This window comes from Kutzneria viridogrisea DSM 43870 (assembly GCF_000525635.1).
Taxonomy (GTDB): domain Bacteria; phylum Actinomycetota; class Actinomycetes; order Mycobacteriales; family Pseudonocardiaceae; genus Kutzneria; species Kutzneria viridogrisea.
The window spans coordinates 3,894,309-3,911,194 of the sequence record NZ_CP007155.1 but is presented as its reverse complement, the minus strand read 5'-3'; the positions used below and the strand labels follow the sequence as shown (position 1 = coordinate 3,911,194).

The 16,886-nt window shown below is 71.2% G+C and carries 16 protein-coding genes; 10 read left to right on the top strand and 6 right to left on the bottom strand.

Features of this window, described 5'->3' with window-relative positions; all coding sequences use genetic code 11:
* Nucleotides 1–174: 174 nt before the first annotated feature.
* Complete coding sequence (locus KALB_RS17550) at nt 175–1,254, bottom strand: alcohol dehydrogenase catalytic domain-containing protein (protein WP_025357023.1); 1,080 nt, start codon at nt 1,252–1,254, stop codon at nt 175–177.
* Between the two features lie 127 nt (nt 1,255–1,381).
* Between KALB_RS17550 and KALB_RS17545 the strand changes: the two genes are divergently transcribed.
* Nucleotides 1,382–2,170, top strand: a complete 789-nt coding sequence (locus KALB_RS17545) for a helix-turn-helix transcriptional regulator (RefSeq protein ID WP_030109114.1) — start codon at nt 1,382–1,384, stop codon at nt 2,168–2,170.
* A 66-nt stretch (nt 2,171–2,236) separates the two neighbouring features.
* Entirely contained in the window at nt 2,237–3,409 is a 1,173-nt protein-coding gene (locus KALB_RS17540) for a beta-1,3-glucanase family protein (RefSeq protein WP_025357021.1), read from the top strand.
* A 45-nt stretch (nt 3,410–3,454) separates the two neighbouring features.
* Here the strand turns inward: KALB_RS17540 and KALB_RS17535 are convergent, their stop codons facing one another.
* The 4 genes from KALB_RS17535 to KALB_RS17520 are packed head-to-tail and all read right to left on the bottom strand — an operon-like array spanning nt 3,455 to nt 6,789.
* Nucleotides 3,455–4,219 carry an ABC transporter ATP-binding protein gene (locus KALB_RS17535; protein ID WP_081789372.1) on the bottom strand — a complete coding sequence of 255 codons (765 nt, stop codon included), beginning with the start codon at nt 4,217–4,219 and terminating at the stop codon, nt 3,455–3,457.
* Nucleotides 4,216–5,001 carry an ABC transporter permease gene (locus KALB_RS17530; RefSeq protein ID WP_025357020.1) on the bottom strand — a complete coding sequence of 262 codons (786 nt, stop codon included), beginning with the start codon at nt 4,999–5,001 and terminating at the stop codon, nt 4,216–4,218. Before KALB_RS17530 ends, KALB_RS17535 begins: the two co-directional genes overlap by 4 nt.
* A complete protein-coding gene (locus tag KALB_RS17525) occupies nt 4,998–5,762 on the bottom strand; it encodes an ABC transporter permease (RefSeq protein WP_025357019.1) in 765 nt (254 codons plus the stop codon). The genes KALB_RS17530 and KALB_RS17525 overlap by 4 nt, the downstream gene beginning before the upstream one ends.
* Before the next feature lie 7 nt (nt 5,763–5,769).
* Nucleotides 5,770–6,789 (bottom strand): ABC transporter substrate-binding protein, encoded by a 1,020-nt coding sequence (locus tag KALB_RS17520; protein WP_025357018.1) that lies wholly within the window; start codon nt 6,787–6,789, stop codon nt 5,770–5,772.
* Between the two features lie 410 nt (nt 6,790–7,199).
* Here KALB_RS17520 and KALB_RS17515 point away from each other — a divergent pair, with 410 nt between their 5' ends.
* The 6 genes from KALB_RS17515 (at nt 7,200) to KALB_RS17490 (ending at nt 14,110) form a co-directional block, all read left to right on the top strand.
* Nucleotides 7,200–10,100 (top strand): sensor histidine kinase, encoded by a 2,901-nt coding sequence (locus KALB_RS17515; protein WP_148309499.1) that lies wholly within the window; start codon nt 7,200–7,202, stop codon nt 10,098–10,100.
* Nucleotides 10,097–10,528: a roadblock/LC7 domain-containing protein gene (locus tag KALB_RS17510; protein ID WP_025357016.1), complete on the top strand. Its 432-nt coding sequence runs from the start codon at nt 10,097–10,099 to the stop codon at nt 10,526–10,528. Before KALB_RS17515 ends, KALB_RS17510 begins: the two co-directional genes overlap by 4 nt.
* A gap of 38 nt (nt 10,529–10,566) precedes the next feature.
* Complete coding sequence (locus KALB_RS17505; RefSeq protein WP_042220476.1) at nt 10,567–11,139, top strand: GTP-binding protein; 573 nt, start codon at nt 10,567–10,569, stop codon at nt 11,137–11,139.
* A gap of 251 nt (nt 11,140–11,390) precedes the next feature.
* On the top strand, nt 11,391–12,683 hold the full coding sequence (locus tag KALB_RS17500; protein ID WP_148309498.1) for a DUF1727 domain-containing protein: 1,293 nt from the start codon (nt 11,391–11,393) through the stop codon (nt 12,681–12,683).
* Entirely contained in the window at nt 12,676–13,422 is a 747-nt protein-coding gene (locus tag KALB_RS17495) for a type 1 glutamine amidotransferase (RefSeq protein WP_025357013.1), read from the top strand. The genes KALB_RS17500 and KALB_RS17495 overlap by 8 nt, the downstream gene beginning before the upstream one ends.
* Before the next feature lie 4 nt (nt 13,423–13,426).
* Nucleotides 13,427–14,110 (top strand): GntR family transcriptional regulator, encoded by a 684-nt coding sequence (locus KALB_RS17490; RefSeq protein ID WP_025357012.1) that lies wholly within the window; start codon nt 13,427–13,429, stop codon nt 14,108–14,110.
* Here KALB_RS17490 and KALB_RS17485 read toward each other — a convergent pair.
* Nucleotides 14,059–14,970, bottom strand: a complete 912-nt coding sequence (locus tag KALB_RS17485) for a dihydrodipicolinate synthase family protein (protein ID WP_025357011.1) — start codon at nt 14,968–14,970, stop codon at nt 14,059–14,061. The genes KALB_RS17490 and KALB_RS17485 overlap by 52 nt on opposite strands.
* 206 nt (nt 14,971–15,176) lie before the next feature.
* Between KALB_RS17485 and KALB_RS17480 the strand changes: the two genes are divergently transcribed.
* Both KALB_RS17480 and KALB_RS17475 read left to right on the top strand, forming a co-directional pair.
* On the top strand, nt 15,177–15,518 hold the full coding sequence (locus tag KALB_RS17480) for a histone-like nucleoid-structuring protein Lsr2 (protein ID WP_025357010.1): 342 nt from the start codon (nt 15,177–15,179) through the stop codon (nt 15,516–15,518).
* A 408-nt stretch (nt 15,519–15,926) separates the two neighbouring features.
* The gene (locus KALB_RS17475) at nt 15,927–16,859 is read left to right on the top strand and encodes a hypothetical protein (RefSeq protein ID WP_025357009.1); all 933 of its coding nucleotides are present in this window, start codon (nt 15,927–15,929) and stop codon (nt 16,857–16,859) included.
* Nucleotides 16,860–16,886: the final 27 nt, after the last annotated feature.

Below are 16,886 nucleotides of genomic sequence, written 5' to 3'. Positions count from 1 at the left end.
ACAGGGGTCTGGAAGAGATCGCGCTACCAACATGGTGATCAACCGATCACCCCGTCAACGACCCGCCACCCTTGCCGACACCCTTGACGTGGTCTGAACCAAATCAGGCAATCGTCAACCGGGCGGCGGCATGCTGGGCAGCGGGTCGCGACGTGTCCCGCATCCGTTACGGAGTCATGGCCGCAGAACGGTCACCGCGAACCGCCCGTTGCCCGCCGCGGCATGCGCGACCGCCTTCTCGGCCTCGTCGAGGGCGAACTCGGTGACCTCGAACTGGCCCAGGTCCAGCAGACCCGATCGGACCAGCTCGATGAGGCGGGCGTTGGTCTCCGGCGGGAACATCCACTGCCCCTGGACGGTGATGCTGTTGCGCATGATCCACGGGTAGGGCAGGGCGAGGTCCTCGCCGCCGAGCATGCCGACCCCGCCCATCAGCACGACCCTGCCGCGCTCGCGGACGGTCATGGCGGCGGCCCGCACCGGCCTCGTCCCCGCGGTGGGCGGCAGCAGGTCGAGCACCACGTCGATCGGGCCGGGCGCCGCCTGCTTCATCCGCTGGCGGTCCGTCTCCTCGTCACCGGTCAGCGACACGGTGCGCAGTCGCGGGCCGAACCGTCGTTCGAGGTCGGCCAGCACTGCCCCGTTGCGGCCCGGCGCCACGACGCACCCGGCGCCCATCGCGAGCGCGACGGCCACGGCGGCGCTGCCGAAGTTCCCGGTCGCGCCGCTGATCAGGACCGTCTCGCCGGCCGTCAGCCCGGCCGCGAGCAGACCGCCGTAGGGCACCAGGCACACGCCCAGCGCGGTCCACCGCCCTGCCTGGGCCGGGTCGATCGACCCGAGCGGGAAGACGTTCTCGGTCGGTACCAGCAACTGCTCGGCGAAGGAGCCCTGCCCGTAGTGCTTCTGTAGGTGCAGGCCGCCCTCGCCGCGGGCGCTCCAGCCCTGCAGGGTGATGTCCGGGGTCAGCACGCCGTCCCGCGAGCGCACGGTCGGGTCGCACAGCACCCAGTCCCCCACGGCGAGCCGGGTCGCGTCCGGTCCGAAGGCGCGCACGCGGCCGACCGCCCCGAGTCCGGGCACCACCGGGAGGGTGAGCAGGTACCGCCGTGCACCGCTGAAGACCTCATCCGTGTAAGGCAGCACGGCCGTCGCCACGACGTCGACGATCACCTCACCGGTACCCAGCTTCGGGTCCGGCACTTCCTGCACCGACAGTGGCGCGCCGAATTCCTTCAGAACCGCGGCTTTCATGGTGTTTCCGCCCTCTCCGGACCAGTCTCGTCAGAACCGGACCCATCGTGGGCGGCCCACGCCACCGCATCCAGACCTAGCATTGTCCTAGGACTGCGCAGTGCCACCCTGCCGAAAGGTGACGATCATGTCCGAGCACCGCAGCGGACTCGGTGAGTTCCTGCGCTCCCGTCGGGAGAGGCTGACTCCCGAGGCGGTCGGCCTGCCCGCCCGCCCCAGGCGCCGCACGCCCGGCCTGCGCCGCGAGGAAGTGGCCGAGCTGGCCGGAATCGGGGTGGACTGGTACATCCGCCTCGAACAGGGCCGGACCGTCAGCCCCTCGACCGCCACGATCGACGCCCTGGCCCAGGCGCTTCGACTCAACGACACCGAACGCGTCCATCTGCGGACGCTGGCCCGCGCCCCGGCGAAGGCCCCCTTCGTCCGCGAACGCGTGCCGAGCGGGCTCAGGCGCCTCGTCGAGAGCCTCGGCCACCCGGCCTACCTCACCGGCCGTCGCTGGGACGTGCTGGCGTGGAACTCCGCCGCCGCCGACCTGATCACCGACTTCGGTCAGATCGCCGAGGAGAACCGCAACATCCTCGACTACCTCCTGCTCGACCCCGGGGCCCGGCGCCTGTTCGGTGACGTCTGGGCCAGCCAGGCCAAACACGTCGTGGCCCAGTTCCGCGCGGTACACGACCTGTGGGCCCCGGACCCGGCGTTCACGCGGCTGTCGGCCCGGCTCCGCCACGGCTGTCCCGAGTTCGGCACCTGGTGGGAACAACACGAGGTGCTCGGCAGCGGGGCGGGCCAGAAGCTCCTGCACCATCCCGCCAGGGGCGCGCTCCGCTTCGACTACGCGACCTTCCAGGCCAACGAGGACCCCGCGCTGCGACTGACGATCTACACCCCGGCCGGGCCGACACTGGTCTGAACCTATTCAGCTCCGGCCGCGTACGTGTCGAGCGCCAGGCATCGACGCGAGGAGGAGGTCGGCGGGATGATCAGCAGGAGGGCGTTGCTTGGCGGCGCCGCGGCACTGGCCGTGGCCGCGCCCGCGGGGGCGGCGATCGCGACCTGGACCACCGGCGCCACGGCCGCACCCGCCCCGGCGGGCCTGCGGCTGCGCGTGGTCAACAAGACCGGGGTGCACGCCAACAACGCGCTGTCCATGTACGTCGTGGGCACCGATCTGGCCAGCGGCAACCAGGCGTTCGTCCGCGGGGACGGCACGCTGAGCGCGGTGTCGTTGTCGGACAACGGGCCCGGCGGCTTCGCCGACCTGAGCATCCCGTTCCCGGCGAGCGGGGACGCGGAGCTCACCCTGCCGAGGATGTCCGGCCGGGTCTACTTCTCCGCCAACGACAAGCTGAGGTTCACCGTGGTCGCGGACGGGGCGGGCAAGCCCGCGCTACGGTTCCCTGCCGGGTGGGTGCGCACCGATCCGAGCTTCGGCGTGCTGCACGACTGGGTGGAGTTCACCTTCAACGAGGCCGGGATGTTCTGCAACACCACCATGGTCGACATGTTCAGCATGCCGCTGGCGATCCGGCTGGACGGCCAGCGCTCGCAGACCACCGGCACGCTGGTCCCCGGCGGCCGGGCCAGGGTGCTGTCCGCACTGGCCGCCGACCCGGTGTTCGGCAAGCTGGTCGTGGACGGCGGGCAGCGGGTGATCGCCCCCGGCCACGGCATCGAGGCGGGCCTGTTCCCCGCCGACTTCCTGGACTCCCACATCCAGCAGGTCTGGACCAGGTACCAGTCCACCGACCTGGTCGTCACCACGGACCGGGGCAGGTTCACCGGGCGGGTCGCCGGGGAGGTGCTGACCTTCTCCGGCGGGGTGGCGCCGATCAGGAAGCCGTCCACAAAGGACGTTCTGTTCTGCGACGGCGCACTGGCCGCGCGCAACGACGGCGTCACCGGCCCGGTCGCGGCCGTGCTCGGCGCCGCGCTCAACCGCACCACCCTGCTGGACACCAGCGCCCAGCCCGCCACGGACCCGCAGCGGTTCTACCGTGCCGCCACGACGAACCTGTACTCGAAGGTCATGCACGCCAACAGCGTGGACGGCAGGGCCTACGGCTTCGCGTTCGACGACGTCGCCGGCTTCGCCGCGTTCGTCCAGGACCCCGCGCCCACCGCGATGACGATCACCCTGACCCCGTTCTGACGCCGTGCCCCTTGGGACCTCGCAGGTCCCAAGGGGCACGCTCGATCAGTGCCGGATCAGCTGGGCGACCTCGGTGCGCAGCCGCACGAAGGTCTCACTGCCCCGGGTGGTGATCTGGTCGCGCGGACCCGGCAGGTCCACCTTGAGCGTCTCCACCACGGTCGAGGGCGAACCGGACAGCACGAGCACCCGGTCGGCCAGGTACACGCTCTCGTCGATGTCGTGGGTCACCAGCAGCACCGTCATGTCCGCCTCCTCGCGGACCTTGAGCACCAGGTCCTCCAGGTCCGCCCTGGTCTGGGCGTCCACCGAGGCGAAGGGCTCGTCCATCAGCATCAGCGCGGGCCGGTACGCCAGCGCCCGCGCGATGCAGACCCGCTGCTGCATGCCCCCGGACAGCTGCCAGGGGTGCTTGCCCGCCGCCTTGCTCAGGCCGACCCAGGACAGCGCCTCGGCGACCCGGTCCCGGCGTTGCGCCTTGGACAGTCCCCGGTCGCGCAGCGGGAACTCCACGTTGCCCGCCACGGTCCGCCAGGGCAGCAGCGAACGGCTGTAGTCCTGGAACACCACGGCCAGGTCGTCCGGCACGCCGGAAACCGCATTCCCGTGGAGCGAGACCGATCCCTTGCTCGGCTCGAGCAGCCCGGCCACGCAGCGCAGCAGGGTGGACTTGCCGCAGCCCGAGGGCCCCACGATGCACACCAGCTCGCCGGGCTCCACCGTGAACGACACCTCGCCGACCGCGGTGTGCGCCTTGTCCCCGCTGCCGTAGGTGTGCCCGAGCCCGCTGACGTCCAACATGCCGTTCACTGCTCCCACCCCATCGCGCCGCGGTGCCAGGCGAGCAGGCGGTGCTCGACCTGGAGCAGCACCCTGTTGAACACGTAGCCGAGCAGGCTGATCAGCACGATCCACGCCCACATGCCGGGCAGGTCCACCTGGCCCTGCGCGGTGCCCAGCTGGTAGCCGATGCCGCTGGTGCTGCCGCCCAGCTCGGAGATCACCATCAGGATCAGTGAGATGGACAGGCTCACCCGCAGTCCCGCGAAGATCTTGGGCGAGGCCGCGGGCAGCACCACGCCCAGCACCCAGCGACCGCGGGAGATGCGGAACGCCCTGGCGGTGTCGACCTTGACCTGGTCCACCGACCGGGCCCCGTCCATCGTGTTGAGCAGCACGGGCCAGATCACGCCGAACAGGATCACGGCGATCTCCATCCGGCTGTCGATGCCGAAGGCCACGATGAACACCGGCACCAGCAGCGGGGGCGGCAGGGTGCGCAGGAAGCTGAACAGGAACTCGAAGTAGTCGGCGACCACCCGGGAACGACCCAGCCCCAGGCCGATCACCACGCCCAGCACCGAGGCCACCGCCCAGGCACCGAGCAGCCGGGCCACGCTGGGCAGCACGTTGGTGCCCAGCAGCGGGGACAGCCACAGCCGCCCCGCGGCGCCCGCGATCTGCACCGGTGGCGGGAAGTACGGGTTGGCCGCCCGCGCGGCGAGCACCTGCCACAGCAGCAGCGCGCCGAGGAAGACCAGCCAGCGCTGGACCGTGCGAACCCTGTTCTGCGGCAACGAGATGGCGGTCATGCCGTGGCCCCCTCAGGTCCCCAGGACACCCACTTGCGCTGCACCAGCGAGAAGCCGGCGTTGACCAGGCAGCCGAACACCCCGGCGAACACCGCGGCGGCCAGCACCACGTCCATCCGCCCGCCGCTGGTGCCCCACACGTAGGCGTACTGCCCCAGCCCGACGCTGCCCCCGGCGAGGAACTCGGTGCCCACCACGGCGATCAGCGCGATGGAGGCCGAGATGCGCACCCCGGTGAGCACGAACGGGCTGATGCTGGGCAGGGTCACGGTGAGGAAGGTGCGAGCCCTGCCCACCCGGAAGGACCGCGCCGTGTCGGCCAGTTGCGGGTCCACCTCGCCCAGGGCGTAGATGGTGTTCATCAGCGTGGGCCAGGCCGCGGCGAAGGCGGCCAGCACGATCTTGGTCTGCGCGTCGGTGCCCAGCAGCGAGATCACCAGCGGGATCAGCGCAACGGCGGGCAGCGGGCGCAGGAACTCCACGATCGGCATGGCGATGGCGCGCAGCACCGGCACGCTGCCCAGCACCAGGCCGAGCAGCACGGCCAGCACCACCGCGCAGCCCAGCGCGATGGCCCAGGACAGCACCGTGGACACCACGTCCACCAGGAACTTCCGGTCGGCGAACAGCCCCACGAAGCGGGCCAGCACCTCCGAGGCCGGGGGCACCGACTTCGGCGAGACCAGACCGGACCGGCTGGCGGCCTCCCACAGCAGCAGGAAGCCGACCAGCCCCACGAGCTTGCGGACCAGGCTCGGCATCACGGCCTCAGCTCGCGGGGGCCGGGACCACGAGAGCGCTCACGTCCATCGGTTGTTGCAGGTAGCCGTAGGTCTTCATCAGGGTGGCCACGCGCTGCAACCGGGTGGCGTCCACCGAGGTCGGGTACACGCCCAGCTTGAGCAGGGCCACGCTCTGCCGGTCGACACCGGTCAGCTCGGGCAGCACGGTGGCCAGGGTGGTGCGGTCGGCGGCGGCCTTCTGGGCCTTGACCATCGCACGCTGGAAGGCGGTCACCGCGGGACCGTTGCCGCTGATGAACTTGTTGGTGGCCACGTAACCGCTGAGCGGGATGTCGCTGGTGGCCCCGGTCACGATCTTGAACGTGGGCTGCGCGCCGAACTGCTGCTCCGCCTGCGTGACGTAGGGCTCCAGGTCGCCGCCCGCGTCGATGGTGCCGCTGTCGAGCGCCTTGGGGATGTCCGGGAACTTCACCTCGACGTAGTTCGGGGAATTCGGGTCCACGCCATTGTCCTGGAGCACGGCCTTAATCAGCAGCTCGACGATGTTTCCCTTGGCATGCACGGAAACCTTCTTGCCCGCCAGGTCCTTGGGTGCGCGGATTCCGGACTCCGGCTTGGCGAGCAGCACCATCGAGTCGGGGGTGCCCTGGTAGGCGTCGGAGATGACCTTGCCGTCCAATGCCTTCTTGGCGATCGCCTGGAAGTACGAGACGTAGTTCATCAGGGTGACGTCGATCTCGCCGCTGGTCAGTGCGGGCAAGGTTTGGTTGACGGAGGGGTAGACCTTCACCTCCGCGTCCAGGCCCTCCTCGGCGAAGAAACCCTTGGCCTGGGCGAGTTTGACCGGGGCGTCGTCCACCAGCGAGATGATGCCGACCTTGATCTTTGTTCGCCCACCGGACTGCGCGGTGCCGTCCTGGCCACTGGAACCGTTGAGCAGACTGCAGCCGCTGGTCAGGACCGCGAGCGCGGTCACGGCTGCCAGCGCGGCCCGGCGAGCACCACCACCCGTTCGGCGGACGGGTGGGGTGGGGCGGGTAGCCATCAGTGAACTCTCCTCACGAGGGGCCGATCGGGGGATCGGGGGTGATCCAAATGCGGGGTGCGGCCATTACGGGGGGGCCGCCGTAGCAGATCGAACACTGTGCGTGATTCAATCGTCAATATGGATGACGCTTGATGGAGTGAGGTTGTTCAGGTCGGTCTACAGCGAGCCCCCCAACAGTCACGAAGACCACAAGTCGTCACCAGGTTTCTTACGTTGCAGGATCATCTCCACACCGCCAGGACCAGTCCAGCCCGCCAAAGGCTTGATCAGACTCCCCCGAAGGCACCACTATGCGCATATCCCTGCATGGATCTACTCCGAACGGCGGTATGGAATGAGCCCGGGGCACTCCAAGATCCACCTTCGGCGAACCATGCCCGATTCGATCACTGGGGAGTGTGCTGACTGTGCGCGGTCAGGCCGACGCGGCTGAGCTGCGCCAGCAGGCGGCGGACGGGCTCGCGGACAACGGCGAGCCCTCGACCGCGGACGCGGCGGCAGCCGCTGGCCGCTGGTGGCAGCTGCGCAACTGGCGCCTGAGCAGCAAGCTCATCATCGTCCTGCTGGTGCCCTCGCTGAGCACGCTGGTGCTCGCCGGGCTCCGGCTGTCCAGCCAGCTCGACGACGCACGCCAGTTCGCCGGGATCCGGCAGGAACTGGCGCTGGCCTCGAACGCGGCCGCGGTGACCGACGCGCTACAGGGCGAGCGCGACGGGGTGGTGTCCTACCTGGCCGGCCGGCGCTCGGAGAGCATGCCCCGCTTCGACCAGTCCGACGCGGCCGTGGACCGCCTGCGCGAGGTGTCCGCGAATTCCGATGGCGTGGTCGGTCCGGTGCGCGAGGCCGTGGACCGCGCGCTGGCCGGGCTGAGCGCGCTGGGGGCGCTGCGCAACAGCGCGCTGACCACCCGCCTGCCCGACACCGCGGCGCTGACCTCCTACACCGAGATCATCAACTCGCTGACCGCGGTGAACCGGATCGTGGCCACCAACGTCAGCAACCCCGCGCTGACCCCGCTGACCGGCTCGCTGCAGTCGCTCAGCGACGCCAAGGAACAGCTGGCGCTGCAGAACGCGATCGTCGTGTCGGCGGCACGCCACCGCGAGTTCCCGCCCGACCAGGCCAACGCCCTGCGCGCCGCGCAGGCCCGCTTCGACGCCGAGCGCGAGGAGTTCGCCAACGCGGCCAGCGCGGACAACCGGCAGCTGCTCGCCGACGTGGTCAGCGGCCCCTCGGTGGACGAGCGCAACCGCCAGGTCCAGCTCGCGCTGGTGCAGTCCGACGCGGGGCAGCCGGTGACCGTGGTGCCCAACTCCGTGGAGCAGCTGGGCAACGCCACCGTCGGGCTGTTCATGAAGGTCATCACCAACATCGGCGGGCAGGCCGACGCCGCCGTTGGCGACCTGGTCGGCGCCGCGCGGGCCAACGCCTTCCGCGACGGCGCGCTGGTGGTCGTCGCGCTGCTGATCGCGCTGGGGCTCACCCTGTACGTGGCCCGCTCGATGCTGGTGCCGCTGCGGGTGCTGCGGCGCAGCGCCCTGGAGATGGCCCGCACCAAGCTGCCCGCCGCGATCGAGCGCATCCTGCACGACCGGGAGGCGGCCGGTCAGGCCGTGGAGCCGGTGCCGGTGCACTCCACCGAGGAGGTCGGCCAGGTGGCCAGGGCCTTCGACGCGGTGCAGAGCGAGGCGGTGCGGCTGGCCACCGAGCAGGCCGCGCTGCGCAGCAACGTCAACGCGATGTTCGTCAACCTGTCCCGGCGCAGCCAGGCACTGGTCGAGCGGCAGATCAGCGTCATCGACCGGCTGGAGCAGGACGAGCAGGACCCCGACCAGCTGGCCAGCCTGTTCGAGCTGGACCACCTGGCCACGCAGATGCGCCGCAACAGCGAGAACCTGCTCGTGCTCGCGGGCACCAGCCTGGCCCGCAGGGTGACCCGCCCGGTGCCGGTGGCCGAGGTGATGGGCGCCGCGGTGTCGGAGGTGGAGAAGTACGCCCGCGTGCAGGTCGCGCCCGCCCCCGAGCTGACCATCCAGGGCCGGGCCGTCAACGACCTGACCCACCTGGTGGCCGAGCTGCTGGACAACGCCACCGCCTTCTCCCCGCCCTCCACCAAGGTCACGGTCCGCACCGCGCGGATGCGCCGGGGTGAGCTGGCCATCGAGATCCACGACCGCGGTGTGGGCATGGCGGAGGAGGAGCTGGCCGCGGCCAACGAGCGGCTGGCCGACCCGCCCGAGGTGGACGTCACCGCGTCCAGGCAGATGGGCCTGTTCGTGGTGGCGCAGCTGGCCAAGCGGCACGACGTGCGGGTTCGGCTGCGCAACAACGACGACATCGAGGGCGGGGTCACCGCGCACGTGGTGGTGCCCGCCAACCTGGTCGGGGTCGCGGACCCGCAGGCCACCCCGCTGCCCCCGGCCGGTCTGCCGCGCAGGCCCGCCACCAGCGAGCCGCCCACGGCGATCAGCACCAGCGGGGTCGGCCTGATCGCGCCCCAGCCCGCCGCACCGCCCGCCCCGGAACCAGCCGAGCCGCCAACCCAGGGCATGGACCTGTTCGCGCCGCGGCCGAAGAAGGACGCCGCCGCCGAGCCGGTGACCCCGAACGCCTCGGACAACGGGTTCCAGCCCTGGCCCGCGCCGCAGCCGCGCCAGTTCGACTACGACGACCCGCCCACCGAGCGACTGCCGATCTACGAGGAGGTGCTCTCCCAGTGGTTCCAGATCACCGATGAGGAGACGCCTGCCGCGCAGCCCGTGCGACCGCCAAGGCAGGCGCCGGTCCAGCCGCCGGTGGCCGAGGAGGGCACCCGGCACCAGCCCGAACCGGAGCCGCAGGCGCAGCCCAAGCCAGAGCCGCAGCCGCAGCCGCAGCCGGAGGCCAAGGTCGCCGCCGAGCCCGCGGCCGTGGATGCCGAACTGCCCTCGGCCCCGCCCGACAGCGTGCCCGAGCCGAGGACGGCCGCCGCCGAGCCGGTCCAGGACCGCTGGCAGTCCCCCGCCGACGAGGGCTGGCGCGCCGCCCAGGCGCTGCTCGAGCAGGTGCCCGACGGGGTGACCCAGGCCGGGTTGCCCAAGCGGGTGCCCAAGGCCAACCTGGTGCCCGGCTCGGCCTCGGCCCGCCCGCAGCAGCCGCAGCAGAACCGGGCTCCCGCCAAGCCTCGCCGCTCCCCCGACGCGCTGCGTGAACGGCTGGCGACCTACCAGCGTGGTGTCACGTTGGGCCGCCACTCGATGAGCGAGGACAATGCGGCCAGCGAACTCGACGCAGGCTACAGCGACGCACGACCCAAGGAGCAGGAGTGACCTCCCCGTCCGAACAGCAGATCGACGACTTCAGTTGGCTGATCGACGACTTCGTCGACAGGGTGGCCGGGGTCGCGCACGCCGTGGTCGTGTCCGCGGACGGACTGCTGCTCGCCTCCTCGCAGGGCCTGCCCCGCGACCGTGCGGAGCAGTTGTCGGCGGTGTCCTCGGGGCTGGTGAGCCTCACCCTCGGCGCGGCGCGCTGCTTCGAGGCGGGCGCGGTGAACCAGACCGTGGTGGAGATGGAGCGGGGCTACCTGTTCCTGATGTCGATCAGTGACGGCTCGTGCCTCGCGGTGCTGGCCGCACCCAGCTGTGAGATCGGACTGGTCGGCTACGCGATGGCGCGGCTGGTGGAACGGGTCGGTCAGCAGCTGACCCCCGAGCTGCGCGCGCAGCTGCAGATGGCCGCCACGGTGCGCAGGTAAGAGGGCTGGAGCGAGTGAATTCCGCACAGGGCCGGTCGATGGCGACCAGGCAGCCGACCACGTCCGCCAAGATCGTGGTGGCCGGTGGGTTCGGCGTGGGCAAGACGACGTTCGTGGGTTCGGTGTCGGAGATCGTTCCGTTGACGACGGAGGCGGTCATGACCGAGGCCAGCCTCGGCGTCGACGACCTGTCGGCGACGCCGAACAAGGTCACCACCACGGTCGCGATGGACTTCGGCCGCGTGTCCCTGGACAGCGACCTGATCCTGTACCTGTTCGGCACGCCCGGACAGCACCGGTTCTGGTTCATGTGGGACGACCTGGTCCGCGGCGCGATCGGTGCGGTCGTGCTGGTGGACACGCGGCGGCTGGCCGATGCCTTCGCCTCGATCGACTTCTTCGAGGACCGCCGACTGCCCTACGTGGTGGCGGTCAACTGCTTCGACGGGATGCTGCACCACCGCATCGACGACGTGCGCGAGGCGCTGACGATCGACGCCGCGGTGCCGATGGTCACGTGCGACGCGCGCAACCGGGAGTCGACCAAGCAGACACTGATCACGCTGGTGGAACACGCCATGCGCCAGTGGATGACCACCACCCGCACCTGAGCCCGGGACTCACCAAGCCCCCGCGCGTGTCGGCGCTTCGTGTACGGCGTGTCGGCGCTTCGTGTACGGCATGTCTGCGTTCGGCGCGCGGTGTCCCAGCAGGCGGGATTGCGTACCGGAAGCGCGAACACGCGGCACCGGAGGCGCGAACACGCGGTGCCGGAAGCGCCGACACGCGGTGCTGGGCGGTGGTGGTCGGGGGTTTCGGTAACCTGATGGCCGAGTCAGTGCGTGTGGACGATAGGTGGCTGATGGATCGCGCGAGCACCGGGGTGGACGAGGTGTCGACAGCACAGGGTGGGGATCTGCCCGCCAGGACCGCGGCGGCAGTGGTCGCGGGCAACCTGGCGGCGAAACTGTCCAAGGTGGCCGGTGGCGGCGGTGGCATCATCGGCGGCCGGGTGACCCTGGCGCTGGACCCCAACGCGCTGGGGCGGCTGTGCCGCGACCGCACGGTGGCGCTGGTGACCGGCACCAACGGCAAGACCACCACCACGATGATGCTGGCGCGGGCGATGAGCGTGTTGCAGCCGGTGGCCACCAACCACAGCGGCGCCAACATGCCCGACGGGCTGGTGGCGGCGCTGTCCACCGACCAGGCCGCGCCGCTGGCCGTGCTGGAGATCGACGAGAACTACCTGCCGAAGATCTCCGACGCCGTGCAGCCCGCGGTGATCGTGCTGCTGAACCTGAGCCGGGACCAGATGGACCGGGTCGGCGAGGTGCGGCACACCGAGCGCAACCTGCGCACCGCCATCGCCCGGCTGCGCGACACCACCGTGGTGGCCAACTGCGACGACGTGCTGGTGACCTCCGCCGCCACCGAGGCCGACAGCGTGATCTGGGTCAGTGCGGGCGGCAACTGGCGCGGTGACTCCACCTCCTGCCCGCGCTGCGGCATGCGCGTGCACGTCTGTGTCACCGACGGCACCGTGACCGACTGGTACTGCGACTGCGGGTTCCGCCGCCCCACCCCGACCTGGGCGGTGCGCGAGGGCCTGATGACTACCCCGTCCGGGGAGTGCTTCGAGCTGGCGCTGCGCCTGCCGGGCAGCGCGAACGAGGCCGACGCCACGCTGGCACTGGCCGCCGCCACGCACCTGTCCGTGCCGCTCAAGCCCGCGCTGGACCGGATCCGCACCATCACCGGGGTCGGCGGGCGCTACACCACGGTCAGCCGCAACGGCCGGATCGTGCGCATCCTGCTGGCGAAGAACCCGGCGGGCTGGGCGGAAACCCTGCCGCTGCTGCGCGAGGACACCAGCCGCCCGATCATCATCGCGGTGAACGGCCGGGAGGCCGACGGGCGCGACCTGTCCTGGCTGTGGGACATCCCCTTCGAGCAGCTGGCGGGCCGCCAGGTGCTCGCGACCGGGGAGCGCTCGGCCGACCTGGCCGTGCGGTTGACCTACGCCGGGGTGCAGCACACCCACGTACCGGACCCGTACCAGGCGATCGACGGGGTGGACCCCGGTTCGGTGGAGCTGGTCGCGAACTACACGGCCTTCCGTGACCTGAAGTCGGGGTTGAGCAATGGTGCATGATTCTGTCGTCCGCATCGGACTCGTCCTGCCCGACGTGCTGGGCACCTACGGTGACTCCGGCAACGCCACGGTGCTGCTCAAGCGGCTGGAGTGGCGCGGGATCCGGGGCGAGGTCGTGCAGCTGGGTGTCGGCGATCCGGTGCCCAACTCGCTGGACATCTACCTGCTCGGCGGCGGCGAGGACCGCGCGCAGACCCTCGCGGTGAGCCACCTGACCGAGCACCCCGGCATGCAGCAGGCCGCCGCGAACGGGGCCGTGGTCATGGCGGTGTGCGCGGGCCTGCAGATCCTCGGCGAGGACTTCACCGGCTCGGACGGGGTCACGCACGGCGGGCTGGGCCTGCTGGACGTGCGCACCACGCCGGGCTCCAGCACCCGCGCGGTGGGCGAGCTGCTGACCCTGCCGGACAAGGAGCTGTTCGCCGACCCGATGACCGGGTTCGAGAACCACCAGGGCCACACCCAGCTGGGCGCCTCGGCCAGGCCGCTGTCCCGGGTGGTGTACGGCACCGGCAACGGCGAGGGGCACGACGGGGCGTACCAGGGCCACGTGCTGGGCACCTACATGCACGGCCCGGTGCTGGCGCGCAACCCGGCGTTCGCGGACCTGATGCTGACCTGGGCGGTGGGCTCCCCGCTGGCGCCGATCGACGTCCCGGCGATCAGCCAGCTGCGCAACGAGCGGCGGCGCGCGGTGCAGCAGATGGCCAACCGCCGCAAGCGGCTGCTGCGCTTCTGAGCCGGTGCCGAGCCTGACGCCGCTGGGTCCGGCCGCGACCCGCTCGGAGGAGGTCGCCGACGCGATCCGCGCGGCGATCCTGTCCGGGCACCTGCGGCCGGGCGACACGCTGGTGGAGCGGCGGCTGGCCGACCAGCTCGGCGTGTCCAAGACCCCGGTCCGCGAGGCGCTGATCTCGCTGGCGGCCTCCGGGCTGGTGGTGCTCACGCCCACCCGCGGCTCCACCGTGCGCGAGCTGGACGCGCAGGCCCTGCGCCAGGTCTACGACGTGCGGCTGCTGCTGGAGCCGTGGGCGGTGTCGACCACCGCTGGCGGTCAGGACCCGGGCCCCGCGGTACGGGCCAGGCGCGCGCTGGAGACCGCGCGCGGGTTGCTCGCCGACCCGGACCACGCCGAGCTGAGCCTGGTCAACCGGGAGTTCCACCGTGCGCTCTACACCGGCTGCGGCAACCCGTTCGTGTCGGCGACCCTGGACGGGGTGCGCGACCTGAGCGCGCTGGCCGCGGTGAGCCTGGTCTGGTCCCAGCCCAGTTGGCGGACCGAGTTCGAGGAGCACGAGCGCATCCTGGACGCGGTGGAGGGCGGCGACGCGGCCACGGCCGCCGCCCTGACCCGCGAGCACATCGAGCGGTCCGGTCAGCGGGCCGCCGCCGCGGTCACCGCGCCGAGCACGCCCGCGACCCGCTGACGCCCCGGCTCGTCCAGCTCGCTGATCGGCGGGCGCACCGCACGGCGGCACAGTCCCAGCTGGGCCAACGCCTCCTTGACCACCGACACGTTGTCCGCGCTGCCCCGCACCGCGCGCAGGTCCTCGAACGGCTTGAGCCGGTGCCACAGCTCCATCGCCCGCGCGGACTCGCCCGCTTCCAGCAGCCGCCACAGCCGCAGTGACAGCTCGGGCAGCACGTTGGCCAGGCCCGAGGTGAAGCCTCGCGCCCCGGCCGCCCAGAAGAACGGCGCCCAGGACTCGGCCAGCCCGCAGACCCAGGTGAGCCGCTCCGTGCCGATCGCGGACACGGCCTCGCCCAGGGCGAGCGGGTCGGGCACGGCGTACTTGACGCCGACGAAGTTGGGCGCGACCTCGGCGAGCCGGGCCAGCGCCGAGACGGGCACGTGCGGGCTGCGCAGGTAGCAGACCAGCGGCAGGTCGGGGGCGGCCTCGGCGATGGCCCGGTGGTAGTCCACCCAGCCCTGCGCGGACAGGAACGGGTGCACCGGCTGGTGGACCATCACCCCGTCGGCACCCGCCTGCGCCGCGGCGACCGCGGCCCGCGCCGCCGCCCGCACCTCGTGGCCGACCCCGGCGATCACCAGGGCGCGGCCGTGCGCCTCCCGCACGGTCAGCTCCAGCGCGCGAGCGCACTCCTGGGCGTCCAGGGAGTAGAACTCGCTCGTGTTGCCGTTGGGTGTGACCACGGGCACACCAGCGTCCAGGGCCCTGGCGAGCACCTCGCGGTAGGCGGGTTCATCGACCTGCCCGTCCTCGGCAAACGGCGTAACGGTGATCATCACGACCGACCGCAGAGCCCGTCTGACGTCCTCGATCATGCCCGCCCCTCTCTCTGGTATCTGGTATACCAAGATAGTTGACAGCGCACCGCGGAGCAATATCGGTGTCCACCAATGTCACATTGACGCCAAGCGAGTGTGCACCTATCCGAGGTATTTCACGCGCACCCACCCACACCGGACCGTATCGTGCGATACGGTGGGAATCGGCTTCGACAATCATACGCAGGGCAAGTGGAGCAACCATGGCACAGAAGACGATCGTCGAACTGGTTGACGATCTGGACGGCGGCGTCGCGAGTGAGAGCGTGGCATTCGGCATCGACGGTGTCGAGTACGCGATCGACCTCTCCGAGGACAACGCCAAGAGGCTGCGTGATTCCCTCTCGCCCTACGTGGACAAGGCGCGTCGGGTCGGCGGGCGCAAGCAGCGGCCGACGACTGCCCGCAACGGCCGCGCCGTCGGGGACAAGGCCCAGAACCAGGCGATCCGCGAATGGGCACGCAGTCAAGGTGAGAAGATCTCGGATCGCGGGCGCATCCCGTCCGATCTGGTCTCGCGTTTCCAGGCAGCGCACGGCGGCTGAGTAGCACATCCTCGCCGACTTGTGGTGGGCGACTTTCCACGAATTCGCGTTCGTTGTGAAAGCCCAGGGTGTGCACGGGGGCCGGGAGGTCCCGGCCCCCGTGCACCAGGTTGTTCCCGCCGGTCCCGCACTGCCAGGAGGTCACCCCCCTGACCCCTTTCCGCGGTGACCGGCCGTGAAATCACCGCACGCCTGATCCGGGCGTGACCCGTGCGCAAGGCGAGCTCGCGGCAGCGCACAGCCGCGTTCCCGGAGTCCGGTTCAGCAGCCGTACGGGGGTTGTCAACCCTCCCGTGGTCAGCTCGTGTTAAGAGTTAACCGTCCGAAGAGGAGCAACGGATCCGGGGTTGAGCGCCAAAATCGTCCTCCTAGCCGACTGGACCGCGGCCCCCAGGAGCGACACCGATCGTGACGACGATTCCCGGACAACGGACCCCTGCCGACCGGTTCGGTGCCGGGGGGCCACTTGTTGACGCACTGCTCAGCGGCCCGTTCCACCTGGCACTGGACCTGGCGATCCAGCACCGGGAACTGAGCCTGGACGGAATCCGGCGAAGGCTGGCGATGCACGGGGTGCAGGTGAGCCAGGCGAGCCTGAGCTATTGGCGGCGCGGGCTGCGCAGCCCCGAGGGCGAGCGTTCCCTGGCCACCGTGCACGCGCTGGAGGAGGTGCTCGGGCTGCCACGCGGCGTGCTGAGCAGGCTGCTCCCCCACCAGCGCGGCACGGGCTGGGCGCCCGCGGTGCGCCTGGACACCGCGCTCGGACTGCCCGAGTTCACCGACATCGACCTGGACGCCAACGGCCGACTGTCGGTGATGTCCCTGCACAACACCGCGCTGGTCGGCCCGACCCGCGGCGAGGAGTCGGTGCACGTACGCTGCGTGGTGCGCGGCCAGGCCGAGGGCGCCGACCGCTGGGTGTGCTTCTTCGCCTCGCGCGATCCCGCACACTGGCCGGTGGTCACCGCGACCAGCGGCTGCCGCCCGGGGCTGGTGCGCAGGCACGGCTCGCACGGCCTGATCGCGGTGGAGCTGGAGTTCGGCAGGCGGCTGACCGCGGGCGACCTGTACGTCTTCGAGTACGAGCTCGGCTACCTCGGCAGCGCGCCGACCACCGGCTACCACCAGCACGGCCTGCGCACGCCGGCGCGGGACCTGGTGCTTCAGGTGCGGTTCCACCGCGACGCGGTGCCACGTCGTTGCTACGGCTACGAGAGCTCCGGCGAGGCCGCCGCACACCGTGTGGAGACCACCCTGCCCCTGGGCGGCAGCCACTCCGTGCACACCGTGGCGCTGGACGCCCACCCCGGGGTGCACGGCATCCGCTGGGAGTGGGACTGATGTGCCATGAAAGTGCCGTTGCTGGCA

What these genes read in the sequence shown, in the direction of transcription:
- KALB_RS17540 (WP_025357021.1), top strand. Translation starts at nt 2,237, where the DNA reads ATGATCAGCAGGAGGGCGTTGCTTGGCGGCGCCGCGGCACTGGCCGTG.
- KALB_RS17545 (WP_030109114.1), top strand. Translation starts at nt 1,382, where the DNA reads ATGTCCGAGCACCGCAGCGGACTCGGTGAGTTCCTGCGCTCCCGTCGG.
- KALB_RS17530 (WP_025357020.1), bottom strand. Translation starts at nt 5,001, where the DNA reads ATGACCGCCATCTCGTTGCCGCAGAACAGGGTTCGCACGGTCCAGCGC.
- KALB_RS17520 (WP_025357018.1), bottom strand. Translation starts at nt 6,789, where the DNA reads ATGGCTACCCGCCCCACCCCACCCGTCCGCCGAACGGGTGGTGGTGCT.
- KALB_RS17550 (WP_025357023.1), bottom strand. Translation starts at nt 1,254, where the DNA reads ATGAAAGCCGCGGTTCTGAAGGAATTCGGCGCGCCACTGTCGGTGCAG.
- KALB_RS17480 (WP_025357010.1), top strand. Translation starts at nt 15,177, where the DNA reads ATGGCACAGAAGACGATCGTCGAACTGGTTGACGATCTGGACGGCGGC.
- KALB_RS17525 (WP_025357019.1), bottom strand. Translation starts at nt 5,762, where the DNA reads ATGCCGAGCCTGGTCCGCAAGCTCGTGGGGCTGGTCGGCTTCCTGCTG.
- KALB_RS17485 (WP_025357011.1), bottom strand. Translation starts at nt 14,970, where the DNA reads ATGATCGAGGACGTCAGACGGGCTCTGCGGTCGGTCGTGATGATCACC.
- KALB_RS17505 (WP_042220476.1), top strand. Translation starts at nt 10,567, where the DNA reads ATGGCGACCAGGCAGCCGACCACGTCCGCCAAGATCGTGGTGGCCGGT.
- KALB_RS17500 (WP_148309498.1), top strand. Translation starts at nt 11,391, where the DNA reads ATGGATCGCGCGAGCACCGGGGTGGACGAGGTGTCGACAGCACAGGGT.